The sequence below is a fragment of the Anaerococcus provencensis genome (assembly GCF_000312365.2).
In the GTDB taxonomy this organism is placed as follows: Bacteria; Bacillota; Clostridia; order Tissierellales; family Peptoniphilaceae; genus Anaerococcus; species Anaerococcus provencensis.
Window position 1 is genome coordinate 52,754 of record NZ_HG003691.1, and the last position, 15,187, is coordinate 67,940.

The 15,187-nt window shown below is 34.5% G+C and carries 15 protein-coding genes; 10 read left to right on the forward strand and 5 right to left on the reverse strand.

Features of this window, described 5'->3' with window-relative positions; genetic code table 11:
- Positions 1–32: 32 nt before the first annotated feature.
- Together BN38_RS10405 and BN38_RS10410 are read right to left on the reverse strand one after the other, a co-directional pair.
- Positions 33–1,373 (reverse strand): MATE family efflux transporter, encoded by a 1,341-nt coding sequence (locus BN38_RS10405; RefSeq protein WP_044567663.1) that lies wholly within the window; start codon positions 1,371–1,373, stop codon positions 33–35.
- Positions 1,366–2,139, reverse strand: a complete 774-nt coding sequence (locus tag BN38_RS10410; RefSeq protein WP_044567664.1) for a bifunctional hydroxymethylpyrimidine kinase/phosphomethylpyrimidine kinase — start codon at positions 2,137–2,139, stop codon at positions 1,366–1,368. Before BN38_RS10410 ends, BN38_RS10405 begins: the two co-directional genes overlap by 8 nt.
- 83 nt (positions 2,140–2,222) lie before the next feature.
- Between BN38_RS10410 and cls the strand changes: the two genes are divergently transcribed.
- The 6 genes from cls (at position 2,223) to udp (ending at position 7,646) form a co-directional block, all read left to right on the forward strand.
- Complete coding sequence (gene cls, locus BN38_RS10415) at positions 2,223–3,815, forward strand: cardiolipin synthase (RefSeq protein WP_049944502.1); 1,593 nt, start codon at positions 2,223–2,225, stop codon at positions 3,813–3,815.
- 112 nt (positions 3,816–3,927) lie between these two features.
- Positions 3,928–4,293, forward strand: coding sequence for a GntR family transcriptional regulator (locus tag BN38_RS10420; RefSeq protein ID WP_044567665.1), 366 nt, complete (start codon positions 3,928–3,930; stop codon positions 4,291–4,293).
- Positions 4,290–5,156 carry an ATP-binding cassette domain-containing protein gene (locus BN38_RS10425; protein ID WP_044567668.1) on the forward strand — a complete coding sequence of 289 codons (867 nt, stop codon included), beginning with the start codon at positions 4,290–4,292 and terminating at the stop codon, positions 5,154–5,156. The genes BN38_RS10420 and BN38_RS10425 overlap by 4 nt, the downstream gene beginning before the upstream one ends.
- Complete coding sequence (locus tag BN38_RS10430) at positions 5,153–6,397, forward strand: ABC transporter permease (RefSeq protein WP_044567669.1); 1,245 nt, start codon at positions 5,153–5,155, stop codon at positions 6,395–6,397. Before BN38_RS10425 ends, BN38_RS10430 begins: the two co-directional genes overlap by 4 nt.
- Positions 6,398–6,414: 17 nt before the next feature.
- A complete protein-coding gene (locus BN38_RS10435) occupies positions 6,415–6,861 on the forward strand; it encodes a deoxycytidylate deaminase (RefSeq protein ID WP_044567671.1) in 447 nt (148 codons plus the stop codon).
- A gap of 8 nt (positions 6,862–6,869) precedes the next feature.
- Positions 6,870–7,646, forward strand: a complete 777-nt coding sequence (udp, locus tag BN38_RS10440; protein ID WP_044567673.1) for a uridine phosphorylase — start codon at positions 6,870–6,872, stop codon at positions 7,644–7,646.
- Positions 7,647–7,701: 55 nt separating this feature from the next.
- On the opposite strand, the gene BN38_RS10445 is transcribed toward udp, so the two are convergent.
- From BN38_RS10445 to BN38_RS10455, 3 genes are read right to left on the reverse strand one after another with little or no spacing between them, the layout of a single operon-like run.
- Entirely contained in the window at positions 7,702–8,634 is a 933-nt protein-coding gene (locus BN38_RS10445; RefSeq protein ID WP_044567675.1) for a 1-phosphofructokinase family hexose kinase, read from the reverse strand.
- A gap of 9 nt (positions 8,635–8,643) precedes the next feature.
- Positions 8,644–10,023, reverse strand: coding sequence for a UDP-N-acetylmuramoyl-tripeptide--D-alanyl-D-alanine ligase (locus BN38_RS10450; RefSeq protein WP_044567677.1), 1,380 nt, complete (start codon positions 10,021–10,023; stop codon positions 8,644–8,646).
- Positions 10,001–11,056: a D-alanine--D-alanine ligase family protein gene (locus BN38_RS10455; RefSeq protein WP_044567680.1), complete on the reverse strand. Its 1,056-nt coding sequence runs from the start codon at positions 11,054–11,056 to the stop codon at positions 10,001–10,003. The genes BN38_RS10450 and BN38_RS10455 overlap by 23 nt, the downstream gene beginning before the upstream one ends.
- A gap of 399 nt (positions 11,057–11,455) precedes the next feature.
- On the opposite strand from BN38_RS10455, the gene BN38_RS10460 reads away from it, so the two are divergent.
- The 4 genes from BN38_RS10460 to BN38_RS10475 all read left to right on the forward strand — a co-directional run bounded on the left by BN38_RS10460 (position 11,456) and on the right by BN38_RS10475 (position 15,187).
- On the forward strand, positions 11,456–12,310 hold the full coding sequence (locus tag BN38_RS10460) for an aggregation-promoting factor C-terminal-like domain-containing protein (protein WP_044567682.1): 855 nt from the start codon (positions 11,456–11,458) through the stop codon (positions 12,308–12,310).
- Positions 12,311–12,413: 103 nt separating this feature from the next.
- Positions 12,414–13,811, forward strand: coding sequence for a phospholipase D-like domain-containing protein (locus BN38_RS10465; RefSeq protein WP_044567684.1), 1,398 nt, complete (start codon positions 12,414–12,416; stop codon positions 13,809–13,811).
- An 81-nt stretch (positions 13,812–13,892) separates the two neighbouring features.
- Positions 13,893–14,645 carry a hypothetical protein gene (locus BN38_RS10470; RefSeq protein WP_044567686.1) on the forward strand — a complete coding sequence of 251 codons (753 nt, stop codon included), beginning with the start codon at positions 13,893–13,895 and terminating at the stop codon, positions 14,643–14,645.
- Between the two features lie 20 nt (positions 14,646–14,665).
- Positions 14,666–15,187, forward strand: a complete 522-nt coding sequence (locus tag BN38_RS10475) for a peptidylprolyl isomerase (RefSeq protein WP_044567688.1) — start codon at positions 14,666–14,668, stop codon at positions 15,185–15,187.

The following is a 15,187-nucleotide window of genomic DNA, read 5'->3' on the forward strand; positions in this document are numbered from 1 at the left end:
TTGCCTTCTCTAAACTAGGTCATTTTTTTATTCTAGATTTTTAGGTCTACCCATTTTCCTTGCTTAAACCTATGTCTTAGACCGATAAATCTACTGGTTTGGTCTGATAAAATACCTATCCAGATTCCGTCTAAGCCTAGTTTTAACATATTTACAGTAATCAATGTTACTGCAGTTCTGATTATGGATACAGATACAATAGCTACTGCCAAGGTGTATTTAACATCTCCTGCTGACCTTAGTGAACCACCAAAGATAACTTGGAGTACTTGCATTATAACTATGAATCCAAGATATTTTATAATGATAAGACTTTGGTCGGCCAAGGATTGGTCGGAAAAGAATAGTCCAAATATAGATCTACCAAATATAAAGAATATGGCAGATATGGTTAAACTCATTATAAGACCTATTTGCTGGCAGGCCCTGCCGTAGACTATGGCCTCATCTTTATTGCCAGCTCCAAGGGAGTTGCCTGTGAGGGTGATTACAGCAACACTCATTCCATCTCCAAAGGAGAATGATAAGCTTAGTAAGTTCATGCCTACATTGTGGAGGGCGAAGCTTTCTGTTCCTAGCCTTGCTGCTGTAAGAGCTGTAACGAAAAATCCAATTCTCATTGACATAATTTCAATAAAAATATTAACCCCGAGTCTAGAGATTTCCTTAGAAATTGTCTTATCAATTTTCATAGGAACTTTTTTCATCTCTCTAAAGTTTAGGTAGGAATTGCGCTTACTTAGGGAGTAGAAGCACATAATCATTTCTACAACTGTACCTAGGACTGTAGCTATAGCAGCTCCCTTTGTTCCTAGGGCAGGAAAGCCTAAGTTTCCTTGGATTAGTAGGTAGTTGAATATAATATTTACTATTGATGCTACAAGGTTTGTTACAAAGGCAATCTGTGTGTTGCCAGCACCCCTGTGGGCAGAGTTTATGCACCAGCATATAGCATTAAAAACTGTTCCAAGGATTATTATGACAAAATATTCCTTGGCCATTTCGTGGGTTTCTTCTGTGGATCCTGCAAATTCTAGGATAGGATCGGCAAATGCCACCATTACGACTGTCACTATGATGACAAAAATCATAGATATGAGTAGAGAAGTAACTAGGGTTTGGTTGGCTTTTTCCCTATTTCCTTCTCCTTGGCGCCTAGCAACTAGAGCTGATACTGCACTAGTTATTGCAAAAAATACAGTAAGAGCCAAGAATTTTGGCTGAGTTGTAAGACCTATGGCAGCTACAGCTGAAGGTCCAAGGCCAGAAATCATAAAGGTATCTATGATACCTGCTAGTGCTATAAAAAAGGATTCAAATACAGCTGGCCAAGCTATAGATAGGGCTCTTCGGTAATATTTTTTATCAAGCATGGCAAGCTCCTCCAATCTTTGGAAGGATTGCTTCAATTGCTATTGAAATATTATCCTTATAGTCCTCATTTTGTATACTGAGTATCTTGCTCATATCTTCTACTGTTTTTTCTACTGATAGATTAAAATCGCAAGTATCTAGATAATAATTAATAAACAAGCCATCAAAAAGATCACCTGTTCCAGCGTATTTTGCATCTAATTTTTCATAATAAACCCTATGAAGCTTATCTGAAATGCCTAGAGTGTAGGATTTATTATCTTCTTCTATACTTGTTATGACATATTTTTTGTCGTTTTCTATCAAATCATCAAAATTATTCAAGCCTAAGAGGCTTGCTTCGGTATAATTTGGAAGAATAATATCAGCGTATGCTAGAATTTCCTTATATATTTGTATTTTCTCATCACCAAGTCCTGGATAAAGCGAACCATCGTCACCCATAATAGGGTCCAAGATGACTAAAACTTCATCGGGTATAGATTTTAGATAATCAACTATGATATTTTTTTGCTCTATATTTTCTATATATCCAATTAAAACAAGGTCAAAGTTAAAATCTAACTTCTTCCATACATTTAAGCAATCTTTTATGTATTTATTAGTATCAAGTACTGCAACGTTGCCCAGAGAAAAGTTATGTGAAATCAGAGCGGTGGGCAGAAAGTAAACATCGTGGCCTGCATGGGATAGAACAGGATCAACCATATTGCCAGCTATCTTACCCCTTGATACGAAATCATTTATAAGTAATATTTGACTCATTATTTTTTTACTCCTTATTCTATAGTATTCATTATCCTATTTTTTTCTTTAACTTAAAGGGGGAAATTTGCTATAATATTATTATGAATAATGAATATGTAAAGATAATGGAAAAAATAAATGGAAATAAGTATGTTAAAAAAACAAAAAAATCCTTGCTTTCCCTAGTATTTAGTAGAGCAGGTGTATTTATTTTGTTGATACTTCTTCAAATAGGATTTATGATATACCTCTACCATTACATAAATATCGATGTATCTTTATTGATAGGAGGAGATACGGTACTAAGAATAGTTATAATGCTTATAATTCTAAATATGGATTCCATAAACCCTTCTTATAAAAATTCTTGGTTTATACTAATTGCAATCTTTCCAAGTTTATCTACAGCTGTGTTTTTGCTCGACCACTTAAGCGTTGGTTATAAAAAAGAGCAAAAAAGAGTCCTGGACTTAGAAAAAGTTTCTAGGAAACTTTATAACAGAGATTTATCTTTGGTATATGAACTAAAAGAAAACGACAAAGACTTATACAACTACCAAAACTACTTTTATGATTTGGGTGGTTTTGTGACCTATGATAAGACATCCACAAAATATTATCCAGTTGGTGAGGATGTATTTGCTGATATAATAAAAGCTATAAGAGGAGCCAAAGACTTCATTTTTATAGAAATTTTTATAATCTCCTACGGCTATATGTGGGGAACCATCCTTGAAGAACTAGTTAAAAAAGTTGAAGAGGGGGTAGAAGTTAGGCTTTTATTTGATGGGACCAATTCTCTAGTAAGGGTTAAGTCTAACTTTGTTGAAGAGATGAATTCGCTTGGAATAAAGTGCAAGGTATTTTCACCAATGATTCCAATCGTATCAACCTACTACAACAACAGAGACCACAGGAAGATATTTGTCATTGATAATGAATACGCCTTTACAGGCGGGATAAACTTGGCTGATGAGTATATAAATGTATATGAAAGGTTTGGCCATTGGAAAGATTGTGGTCTAAGGCTAAAGGGAGCTGCAGTAGAATCTCTCACCTTGATGTTTCTACAAATGTGGTCTGATTCTCCTGAAGAAGTGGATACTTTTGCTAGATACTTGCCAAGAAAATCTGATCCAGACGGAGCTGGCTTATGCATACCATTTTCTGATAGTCCAATGGATGATGAGTACTTTGCTAAAAATTCCATCCTAACCATGCTAAACAATTCCACAGACTATGTATATTTTATGACGCCTTATCTAATCCTCGAAGATGAGATAATAAATGCCATCACTAATGCTACAAAAAGGGGGGTAGATGTTAGGATTTGTATGCCTCATATACCGGATAAGAAAATAGCCTTTGCCTTGGCAAAAAGTCACTATGTACATTTGATATCAAATGGCGTGAGAATATATGAATATACGCCTGGTTTTTGCCACTCCAAAGTTTGGCTATCTGATGACTCAAGTGCCTTTGTCGGCACCATCAATCTTGACTACAGAGCCTTATACTTAAACTTTGAGTGTGGGGTTTGGATGAAAGATACATCTGCTATTGGTCAAATCAAAGAAGACTTTGATGTATTTTTCTCTATAGGAAGCCCAATAAGTCTAGAAGATGCCCAAAATAGACCTTTGATAACTAAGGCAGTGGGATATGTAGCAAAACCATTTGCAACCTTGTTTTAATTGAGCACTTATAGTGCTCTTTTTTCTTTGATAAATTGACAAATGATATAAAGATGCTATAATTTATTTATAAGGTGTATGGCAACATACCCTACACCAAAAGGAGGATAAATTGTTTGAATTAAATACAAATTTGGACACACCTCTTTATATGCAGATAGTTGATCAAACAAAGCTAGCTATTGCAAAGGGATATTTTAGAAATGGCGATAGGTTCCCATCAGTTAGGGAGCTATCGAGAGAACTATTAGTTAACCAAGCAACAGTTACCAAGGCATTTAAAGAGTTGGATAGGCAAGGAATTATCGAAACTCAGGCAGGAATAGGTACATTTATATCCTTTGATGACGCGAAATTCCTAGATAGAATAGATGATTTGAACAAGAAATTAACAGATGATTTTATAGAGGCAAAATATCTAGGCATTACCCTGGATGATGTTATAAAATTATACGAAAGAGCAGGTAAAGATTTATGATTGTAGAAGCAATCAATGTAAATAAGTCCTTTGATGACAACAAGGTTTTGGACAATGTCACTTTTAGTCTAGAAGAGGGAATCATAACAGGACTTGTTGGTAGAAATGGTAGTGGAAAAACCACCCTACTTAAGATAATAGCAGGTATATACAAAGAAGATTCAGGCAAAATTAAAATAGATGGCAAGTCTTTGGACATCAATCCAAGAACCATAGAAAATTTGGCATATTTGCCAGACAGGTTTGATTATTTCAATTATTACAAGATTGATCAGCTTCCAGAATACTATGAAATACTTTATCCAACCTTTGACAAAGATTTTTTCAATGACGAAATAGCCAAATTTTCTTACAATCCTAAGGCAAATATAAGAAACCTTTCAAAGGGCGAGAAAAACCTTCTTGGTCTTATCTGTGTCCTTGCATCAAATGCCAAGGTCATCTTGGTGGATGAGGTTTTAGATGGGATGGATATCCTAAATAGACGTCGCATCATCGAATACTTATTGGATGCTAAGGACAAGGGTTGTGCTGTCTTTGCATCAAGCCACGAACTATCTGATCTATCTGGTATTTGTGATGAGATTTACTACCTATCAAAAGAGGGAGTACTTAACAAGACTCATGATGATGAGAAACTTTCTCTAAATAAGCTACAAGTTGTAGTAAAGGATAAATTGCCTGAAAATATAAGAAATAAATCGGTCATTATATCAAATATTGGTAGGGTCTATACCATACTTATTGATGCTAAGGGCGAATTTTTAGATGAACTTTTGGCTGATTCTGATATAGTCCAATATGACAAGCTAGAAGTAAAGGTGGAAGACTACTTCTACCTAGAAGAAGGAGCTAGAAAATGAGTGATTTTAAAAACTTATTTAAGATTACCGTAAAAAGATATGGAATCTGGATATTATTGATATCCTTAATGATTGCCATGACATACGGTTTACAATCTAGGGCAAGGCTAAAAAATGAAGCAGAAAATCTAAGGGGTTCTGTAAATGTCATGGCTGAAGATTTGGATACAAGCATCGATAATGAAGGTAAAATAACAAAAGAGTATTTGGATGAGGCTTCTACTATAGCTGATAAGTATGCCGAAAAATATGGAATCCTTACAGATGATCAAATGAAAAATCTTGCTGATGAAGATTGGAATGATTATTCTGATAAGGCCATAAATAAGTATGGGTCCAAGTTTTGGGAATATGAATCAAATTATAGGACTTTTCAAAATATCAAAGAATCCAACTTAGAAGTTTCTAATATCTTTACTTATTATATTGAAGACACTGCGTTTGGTATAGTAGTTCTAGTTGCTATTTTGGCTATGCTTATAACTTCACTAGAACAGTCATTGTCCTTTTATGATTTCACCTTGATGTTTCCATGGAAGAAAAGAGATGAGGTTTGGATGAAGGCTCTAGTTGTATTTATAATTGGCCTAGCTATGTTTTTAATCAATTTGCTTTTAAATATAGCAATGATTAGCTCATCAGATTTTGCACCTTTGATGGATTTTTCAAAATTAGGAGATCCTATCTTACAATCAATCCTATTAATATTTGCCACAAGTTTTATCACTGTATCTACAGGTATGATCGCAGGAAACTTTCTAGGCCATGCAGGTCTTGGCATCATTGCCATAGGATCCATAGAACTACTAAGATATATAGTTAATGTATTTTTGACAATTTTTGCTCCAAATTTTGCGAGCAGCATGTATAGTAGTTTTTCCAAATTTGTTGAAAATTTACCGGGCGTATTAAAGCCATTTTTCTCCCTAATCAACGTAAAGATGGATTATCCAACTATAATAGGTTATATAATTGTGGCTGGACTTTGGACCTTGCTCGCCTATCTAATCAACAGCAAATCATCTTCAGAAAAATCTGGTTACCTAATAATATCAAAGCCAGTTGAATATGTTGCCAAGATTTGGGGTATATTATCATTTACAACAGTTTTATACTTAATAGGTTCAGCTCCAATCAGTGGCATGGGAAGTATGATACTAGAGCTTATAATATATGTAGTTGCACTCTTGATAAGTATAAAACTATTTGATATTCTATTTAAAGTAAGACTTAAATTTTAGACTTTAAGGAGAACTTTATGGCAAAAGATCGATTAACTTGGGATGAATATTTTATGAATCTAGCTATCACAGTGTCAGAACGTGGCACTTGTGATAGGGCTTATGTAGGTTGTGTTATAGTAAATGAAGATAATAGGATAGTAACTACAGGTTACAATGGCTCTATAAAAGGCAATCCTCATTGTGATGAGATAGGACATACCATGCGTGATGGCCACTGTATAGCAACCATCCATGCTGAAATGAACGCACTTTTGTATTGTGCCAAGGAGGGTATTTCAGTAAATGGCTGCAAGGCTTATGTGACTCATTTCCCTTGCCTAAACTGTACAAAAAGCTTAATCCAAGCAGGAATAAAACAGATTTACTATAAAGAGGCTTACAGGGTAGATGAATATGCGATAGAGCTTCTAGAACGCAATAATATAAGCTATGAAAAGATTGAACTGCCAGATTTAGATTAGGAGAGACTATGCATTATAGCGAAGATAATACCCAATATCATGTGGGTGTAAATGAAGATATGATTGGCGAGTATGTAATATTGCCAGGAGATCCAAAAAGATGTGAAAAAATTGCAGCATATTTTGACAATCCAAAGTTAGTTGCTGACAGACGTGAATATGTGACCTATACAGGCTATCTTGATGGGCAAAAAGTTTCTGTAACATCAACAGGAATAGGTGGACCATCAGCTGCCATAGCCATGGAAGAGTTGGTCAAATCAGGAGCCCATACCTTTATCAGGGTTGGAACCTGTGGTGGCATGCAAACAGAGGTAAAAAGTGGCGATGTGGTAATAGCCAATGCAGCAATAAGGGCAGAAGGTACTAGTCGCGAATACGCTCCAATAGAGTTTCCAGCAGTGAGTAATTTTGAAGTGACAAGTGCACTAAAAGATGCTGCGAATTCACTAGAGCAAACCTGCCATGTTGGAGTAGTTCAATGCAAGGATAGCTTCTATGGCCAACATGAACCAGACAAAATGCCTATTTCCTATGAACTAGAAAATAAGTGGAATGCCTGGGTAAAAATGGGAACTCTTGCAAGTGAAATGGAATCTGCAGCCCTTTTTACAGTAGCAAACTACCTAAGAGTTAGAGCAGGATCCTGCTTTTTAGTAGTGGCAAACCAAGAAAGAGAAAAACAGGGCCTAGAAAATCCAGTAGTCCATGACACAGAAATGGCTATCAAAGTAGGCATTGAAGCCTTGAGAAAACTAATAGAAAAAGATAAGAGAAAATTCTAGCAAAAATTTGCCCCTAAGCTTTGCACAAAGTTAAGCTTAGGAGTAATTTTTTAATTTATTCTATTTCTTCAATATTAACGTAATCTAGCATGCCTATAATCTCATCGTGAGTTGGCAAGTCTAGGACACGGGCTGTAGCAGATGCTGCAGCAATTGACATCTTGTAAGCCTCAACTGGGCTGCCATCTTTTACCTTGGATCCCAAGAAACCAGCAATCATAGAATCTCTACAAGCTGTTGTATTTATGATCTCTCTACCATCGTCTATCTCATTTGATCCATAGACCTTATCTCCGGTAAATAGCATAGAGCCTTGGGCTCCGTAGGAGATGATTACATTCTCCGCTCCCATTTCTCTAAGCTTTTTGCCATAAGGTATATAATCATTTCTATCTGCGATTTCTACACCGAAAATTCTTTCTATATCTTCGCCGTTTGGTTTTACTAGAGCAGGTTTTGCCTTAACAACATTCATCAAATATTGGCTTGGCACGTCTGCAACAAATTTGGCCTTATTTGATGTTGCTACTGATACAAGTCTATCGTAGATGTCTCTACTTTGGCTTTCTTCCATTGGAGGTACAGAACCACCAAAGATTAGCACATCTCCCTCTCTAACCCTAGATAGGTAGTAAAGAAGCTCGTCTAGTTCCTTTGCTGATATTCTCTTACCAGGGTAGTTGATTACAGTTTCTTCCTTGTTTTTAAAAATTTTGATATTGGTACGGTTCTCTGCCTCAGTTTCGACAAAGTCAGCGGTAATATCTTCGTTTCTAAGCCATTGTTTGATGAATTCACCTTGGTAACCACCGACAAAACCAGTGGCAACAGTTGGAATTCTAAGGGCAGATAGGACTCTAGATACATTTAGGGCTTTTCCACCTGGTAGGGTTCTTTCCGCTAATATGTTGTTTCTTTGACCCATAGTTAGCTCATCAAGTTCTACAAAAAGATCAATTGATGGGTTTAGGGTTACAGTATAAATCATAGTCGCTCCTTATATATTTAGATTTCTGATGCACTCGATTATTTCTTCCATATGCATACCGTGAGATCCCTTTACAAAAACAAGGGTAGATTTGCTTATCAATTGTTTTAGCTTGTTGCAAATATCTTCCTTATCCTCAAAATAAAAGGCTCTAGATTTTGGGAAATTTTGCAAGGCTCCTTCGTACATATGTTTGGATAGGGGACCATAGAATAGGCAGTAGTCTATTTGGTTTGGATTGATTTTTTCTCCTATTTCAAAGTGTAAACTTTCTTCATCATCACCTAGTTCAAGCATATCGGCTAAAACAACAATTTTTTTGCTGTAGCCATTTAGCATATAGGTCATATCAAGTCCAGTTAGTAGGGCTTGGGGATTTGATTTATAAGCATCATCTAGGATATCAAAACCATCTAATTCTATGAGCTCGGCCCTATTTTTTGATGATTGGCATTTTCTAAATCCTTTTTGGATTTCTTCAGTACTTAGTCCCAATAATGAAGCTACCATAGCTGCAAATCCAGCATTATAGATTTGGTGGTCTCCAACAAGTTTTAAGGAGAAGATATCACTATCGTGTCTAAACTCTATGCCTTGGTAGCTAGATGATACTTTTTCAATCTTGTAGTCTGCACTATCATCCATACCAAAAGTAAGAACTCTTACGTCTAGCTTATAATTTGGAACTTCTTTTCTTAAAGTTTCATCATCTATATTATATATGAAAACCCCATCTTTTTTTAGGGCTTCTGTTATTTCCATCTTTGCCTTTGCTATGCCTTCTTTAGATTTTAAGTTAAGTAAGTGGCTATCGCCTATATTTAGGATGCCTGCAATATCTGGCGAAACTAGATTTGTTGTAAGAGATATGTCTCCAAAATTGTCAGTGCCAAGCTCTATTACACCAATTTCTGTATCTTCATTTAGCTCAAGCAAAGTTTTTGGAACTCCTATGTCATTGTTTAGGTTTCCTATAGTCTTTTGAACTTTGTACTTTTCAGCAAGTACTTGGGCTAGGATGTCTTTGGTACTTGTCTTGCCATTAGAACCTGTTATAGCAACGATTTTTATATCAAGCTGGTCCCTATAAGCCTTGGCTAAGTCTCTTAAGGCTTTTTTGGTATCTTCTACTATTATGTAAGGAATAGTAATATTTTTATTTAATTTAAAATCCTCATCTATCAAAAAAGCACTTGCGCCCTTTTCTTCACATTCCTTGATGAAGATTCTGCCATCAAAAACTTCTCCAACCAGAGGGATGTACAAGTTATTTTCGTCAATAGTTCTAGAATCTGTGGAAACTCCTTCTATAATAAGGTCTTTTTTGTCAGGATCAGAAAGAACTCCACCGACCATGGCAGCAATTTCATCTAGTCTTCTTTTTATCATCATATCTCCTTAATCCATCTTCAATTAGCCTATCAAGGATAAGAGAAAAGCTTTCATCATACATAAGCATACAAAGTCTTGCAAAAAATGAAGTAGGTGTAAAGCCAGGGAAGGTGTTGATTTCATTTATATATAGGTTTTTATCCTTACTATAAAAGATATCTACCCTAGCAAAACCTTGGCAACCGGCTGCTGTATAACATTTTTTGGCAAATTCAATGGCTCGTGTTTGATCATCACTATCCATTTTATATGGAAGTTGTTCGACAGTTTCCTTGTCAAAATATTTGGCATCATAATCTAGGAAAGTGTGATTTGTAAGGTAGGCTGCAGGCTTTGATGCGTCAATGCTATCCCCATTGGCAATGACAGCAATTTCTATCTCTTGGCCTTCTATAAGCTCTTCAACTAAGGCCTTTTCGTCATATTCTAAGGCGAGCTTTATTGCTTTTTCTAGCTCATCCTTATTTGTAACCTTGCTTACGCCGACAGAAGATCCGTTGGCAGATGGCTTTACAATCAAAGGAAAACCGATTTCTTTGATACATTTTTCCAAGAAATCATCATTGAGGCCTTCTTTATAAGTGTATAGATATTTGGCTTGGTTAAAGCCGTTTTTGTAAAAAATATCATTACTTGTAACCTTATCCATGCATATAGCAGAAGATAAGAGGCCGTTTCCTATATATGGGTAGCCTATGCAATCCAAAAAACCTTGGATTGTACCGTCTTCGCCATATGTCCCGTGGATAGCAGGAATTATTACGGTGTTGGCAGGATCATTTTCCTTTAAATCTAGGAGGAAAGCTCCTATGCTAGCTGCTTTGTTATCATTTGTTTCTTTTACCAAGGAAAACTCATCATTTGAATCTACATAAGAAAAACATTCAGAAAAATTACCTTTCTTATCAATATAGACAAGTTTAACTTTGTATTTGTTTTTATCTAAGTTTTTACTAATATTTAGGGCACTTCGTAAAGAAATATCGTGCTCGCTTGATGGACCTCCAAAAAGCAAATAGACATTAATCATATAAATCTCACTTTCTTCTTTAATATATAAAATTTTACTACATTGAAGAAAACTGGGCAAATAATTAGCTGGAAATAGACAAATTGTAACAATTAACTTGTTGACTAGTTACAAAAAATATTAAACTGATAATGCCCCGAAATGTGGAAGAATATGTATTATAGCTGATAAATGACATAAAATTCAAAAAAATCACCTTGAGAAAACGTTGAAATAACAATAAAATAAATATTTTTCACAAAATATCTACATTTTTTAAAAACCACATAATTTCTACACAATTAGCCTGTATAATAGCTCTTGTAAAAAACATTCTGTTAATATTTTGTAACCTTTGTTACAAAGTAAGAAATTAAGAAGAGTAAGTCAAATATGACTATGAAAGGAATATAAATATAAATGTTTAATTTTAAAAAATACGCCCTAGCAGCAGCATTAATAGTTCCAAGTGTAATTGGATTTTCTGCAAAAGATGCAGATGCAGCTAAGGTTATTATCGACAAAGAACTAGCAAGTGCAGTAAATGTAAGAAGCCAAGCAAAAATGGGAGATAATGTATTAGGCCTTATCTCAAATGAAGAAAAAGCATATGAAATCAAATCTAATGAAGGAGATTGGCTACATATAGATTTTGAGGGTAAGGATGCATATGTAGCAAAAAGATTCTTCCACATATTAGATGAAGATAAAATCATTACAGATACAAACTTTAGAAACAAACCAACAATAGACTCTGAAGTTATAAGCGTACTTCCTGCTGGAACTCTAGTAGAAGTTACAGAAGTTGCTGAAAATGGTTATGTAAAAGTAAAAGTAAATGACAAAGAAGGTTATGTTTACAACAACCTACTAGAAACATTTAGAAAAGCTAACGAAAACAAATACGCTACACAAGCTACAACAAATAAAGCAAATAATAATGTAGCAGCTATCCAACCAAAACAAACATATGAATATGTAGAAACAACACAAACTTACCAACAACCAGCACAACAAACACAACAATCTCAACAATCATACCAAGGATCATCAAGCTGGGCAAAAGAATGGATAGCTCAAAGAGAATCTAACGGTTCATACACAGCTTACAATCCAAACGGTGGTTACTACGGTAGATACCAATTAAACCCATCACTAGTTCACTATGGCGCATCACCAGCTGAACAAGAAGCAGCAGCTGATAACTATGTTGCACAAAGATACGGATCATGGGAAGCAGCTCAACAATTCTGGGCAGCTAATGGTTGGTATTAATAATTAAATAAGTAATTTAGAATCTCTAAGCCTATAGGTTTGGAGATTTTTTTGTTTCTTCATTTATTAAAAGTAAAGTTATAGTAAATAGAAATGAGGAATTATGAGAAAAAAATTACTCGGGATAATATTAATAATAATCCTATACATAATAATAGGGTCATCTATCCCGTTTGTATGGCGAAAGGATGTATCAGAAGGATATAAAAAAGACTTTGATATAGGTAAATTTTATCAAAATGATAGTTCCATTGCCTATGCTTACCCCATAAGAGACAATGACCAGGCTAGAATTGAGCGCATAAGGGCTATTGATAATGCCAAGGATAAGTTAATAATAGGCTCATATAGGTTAAGGTCAGATGAGTCTGGCAAGCTCTATATGGCAAGCCTAATAGAAGCTGCTAAAAGAGGAGTAGATATAGACATCATTCTAGATGGTAACAGTCTTTGGGTCAATGCTGGCAAAAACAATTACTACAAGGCACTAGCTAGCTTTGATAATGTGAATATAAAGATTTATAATCCCATAAGAATCTTAAAACCACGGTCTTTGAATGGCAGAATGCATGATAAGTACATGATAGTGGATGATGAAATTCTATTTTTGGGAGGGAGAAATCTAGAAGATAGATTTTTAATTTCTGACAAAAAACAAAGCTATGATTGGGATGTTTTATTATACATGGAAAAAGCTGGAGATAAGGATGTATTAAGTGAACTTACAGATTATTTTTACAGTGTTTATAATAAAGGACAAGATTTAGATCAGGTGGCAATATTTGCAAGTAATAGGCACAATGATGCTTTGATAAAGGAACTAATTCATATATATGAGGCTAATAAAAATCAAAATCCAGGAAATTTCGAAAAAATAAACTACAAAGACAAGGCGGTAAAGATTAATAAGGCAAGTCTTATAACAAACCCTATAGATTTTTATAGCAAGGAGCCAGAGGCTTTTTATGAAATAAGCAAACTTATGCTAAATGCAAAGGATAATGTTACTATCCACAGCCCATATTTTATAGCTGATAGAAAAATGTATGAAACAATCGAACAAATAGCCGATAACGCTGATACAAGTTTATTTACCAATTCTGCTGCTAACAATGCTAATTTGATAGGAACTGGAGACTTGTTAATCAATAAAAGGAAATTTAAAACGCTCGGTGTAAATATACTTTTGAATTCTAAGGAAAACTCATACCACGGCAAGGCTTTTACAATTGATGATGATCTTGCAGCTGTGGGTAGTTTTAATTGGGATATGAGGTCGGTTTACATTGATACGGAACTAATGTTAGTAATAAATGGAAAAGACTTTAACAAGCTTATAAAAAAAGATTTTGCTTATTACCAAGATGATGCTAGCATTGTAAAAAAGGATGGACAAATCATAAATTCAACAGGCAAAGCCTATGAAAAAGCTAGCCCAGCTAAGAAAGTGATATCTCTACTATTGGTCATTCTATTATTTCCTTTTAGATTCTTATTCTAATAATAAAAAAAGATTTTACAATGATTTTACAAATATATAGTATAATAGTTACAAAGTGATGAAAAATTAGGGGGATTTTGAATGTCTCAAGATATTAATTACTATTTAAGAGATTTAGTCGATAATGCAAAAATTAATAAATTACTAGCTGATGACGAAACAGATATTAGCCTTATTCTAGATTTGTATACAGCTGAATACAAGGGTTCTAGGATAAAATTTCACTATAAAAATCGCGAAGTATATGTAGATACAGAAGGTAGGAAAATTGTAGCCTATAATGGCAAGAAGACTGTAGAAAATCTAGATGCCATAACAGCTTTAAGCTTAGACTACGAAATACTAAGATTATTTAATGTTTATAAACTAGATGAAGATCATTTTGAAGAACTTAGTGAAAATTTCCAAGCTGAAATAAAAAATGAATACAATCATGAAAGCAAAAAGTTGGAAGATTATCTAATTGAATACCTAAAAGATATCAAAGAAAATGATTATGACGAAAAGCTCATAGGATCTCTTATTAACAAATCAATCTTTAATAAAAAAGATGATCATTTCGTTCTCAGCAGGGGCATAAATGGTTCAACTATAAAGTACAACTCTTCTAAGAATAAATTTACTATTAAAAACAATTATTCATTCAAAGAAAAATTCAAGACAGATGAAATTATCAAAGATTTTGATGTAGCGAAGTTTAACCAAGTAGCAGAGAGCATAAGTCAAAGAAAAATATATGAGAAAAAACGTATAGAACTTGAGGATGGAATTTCTGAATACATAGGTTTTAACCCAGGCTCTATCATATTTTCTGATCTAGACTTTGATAATTAATACTTTAAAGGAGAGATAATATGCAAAATAACCCAATACTTACAATAGAAATGGAAAATGGCGATATAATAAAAGCTGAACTTTATCCAGAAATAGCCCCCAATACAGTAAATAACTTTATATCCTTAGTTAATCAGGGATTTTATGATGGGATAATCTTCCATAGGGTTATAAAAGGATTTATGATCCAAGGGGGAGACCCAGACGGAACAGGCATGGGTGGCCCAGGATATTCTATCAAAGGTGAATTTAGGTCAAATGGTTTTGAAAATAATTTGAAACATAGCGCTGGAGTTGTATCAATGGCAAGATCTATGATGCCAAATTCTGCTGGTAGCCAATTTTTCATCATGCATAAGGATAGTCCACATCTAGATGGTGACTATGCTGCATTCGGTAAAGTTATTGAGGGAATGGAAGTAGTCGACAAGATTGCAGAAACTGTAACAGACAGATCCGATAGACCAAAAGAAGAACAAAAAATGAAAAAAGTTACAGTTGATACTTTCGGAGAAAACTACCCAGAGCCAGAAAAAATGTAA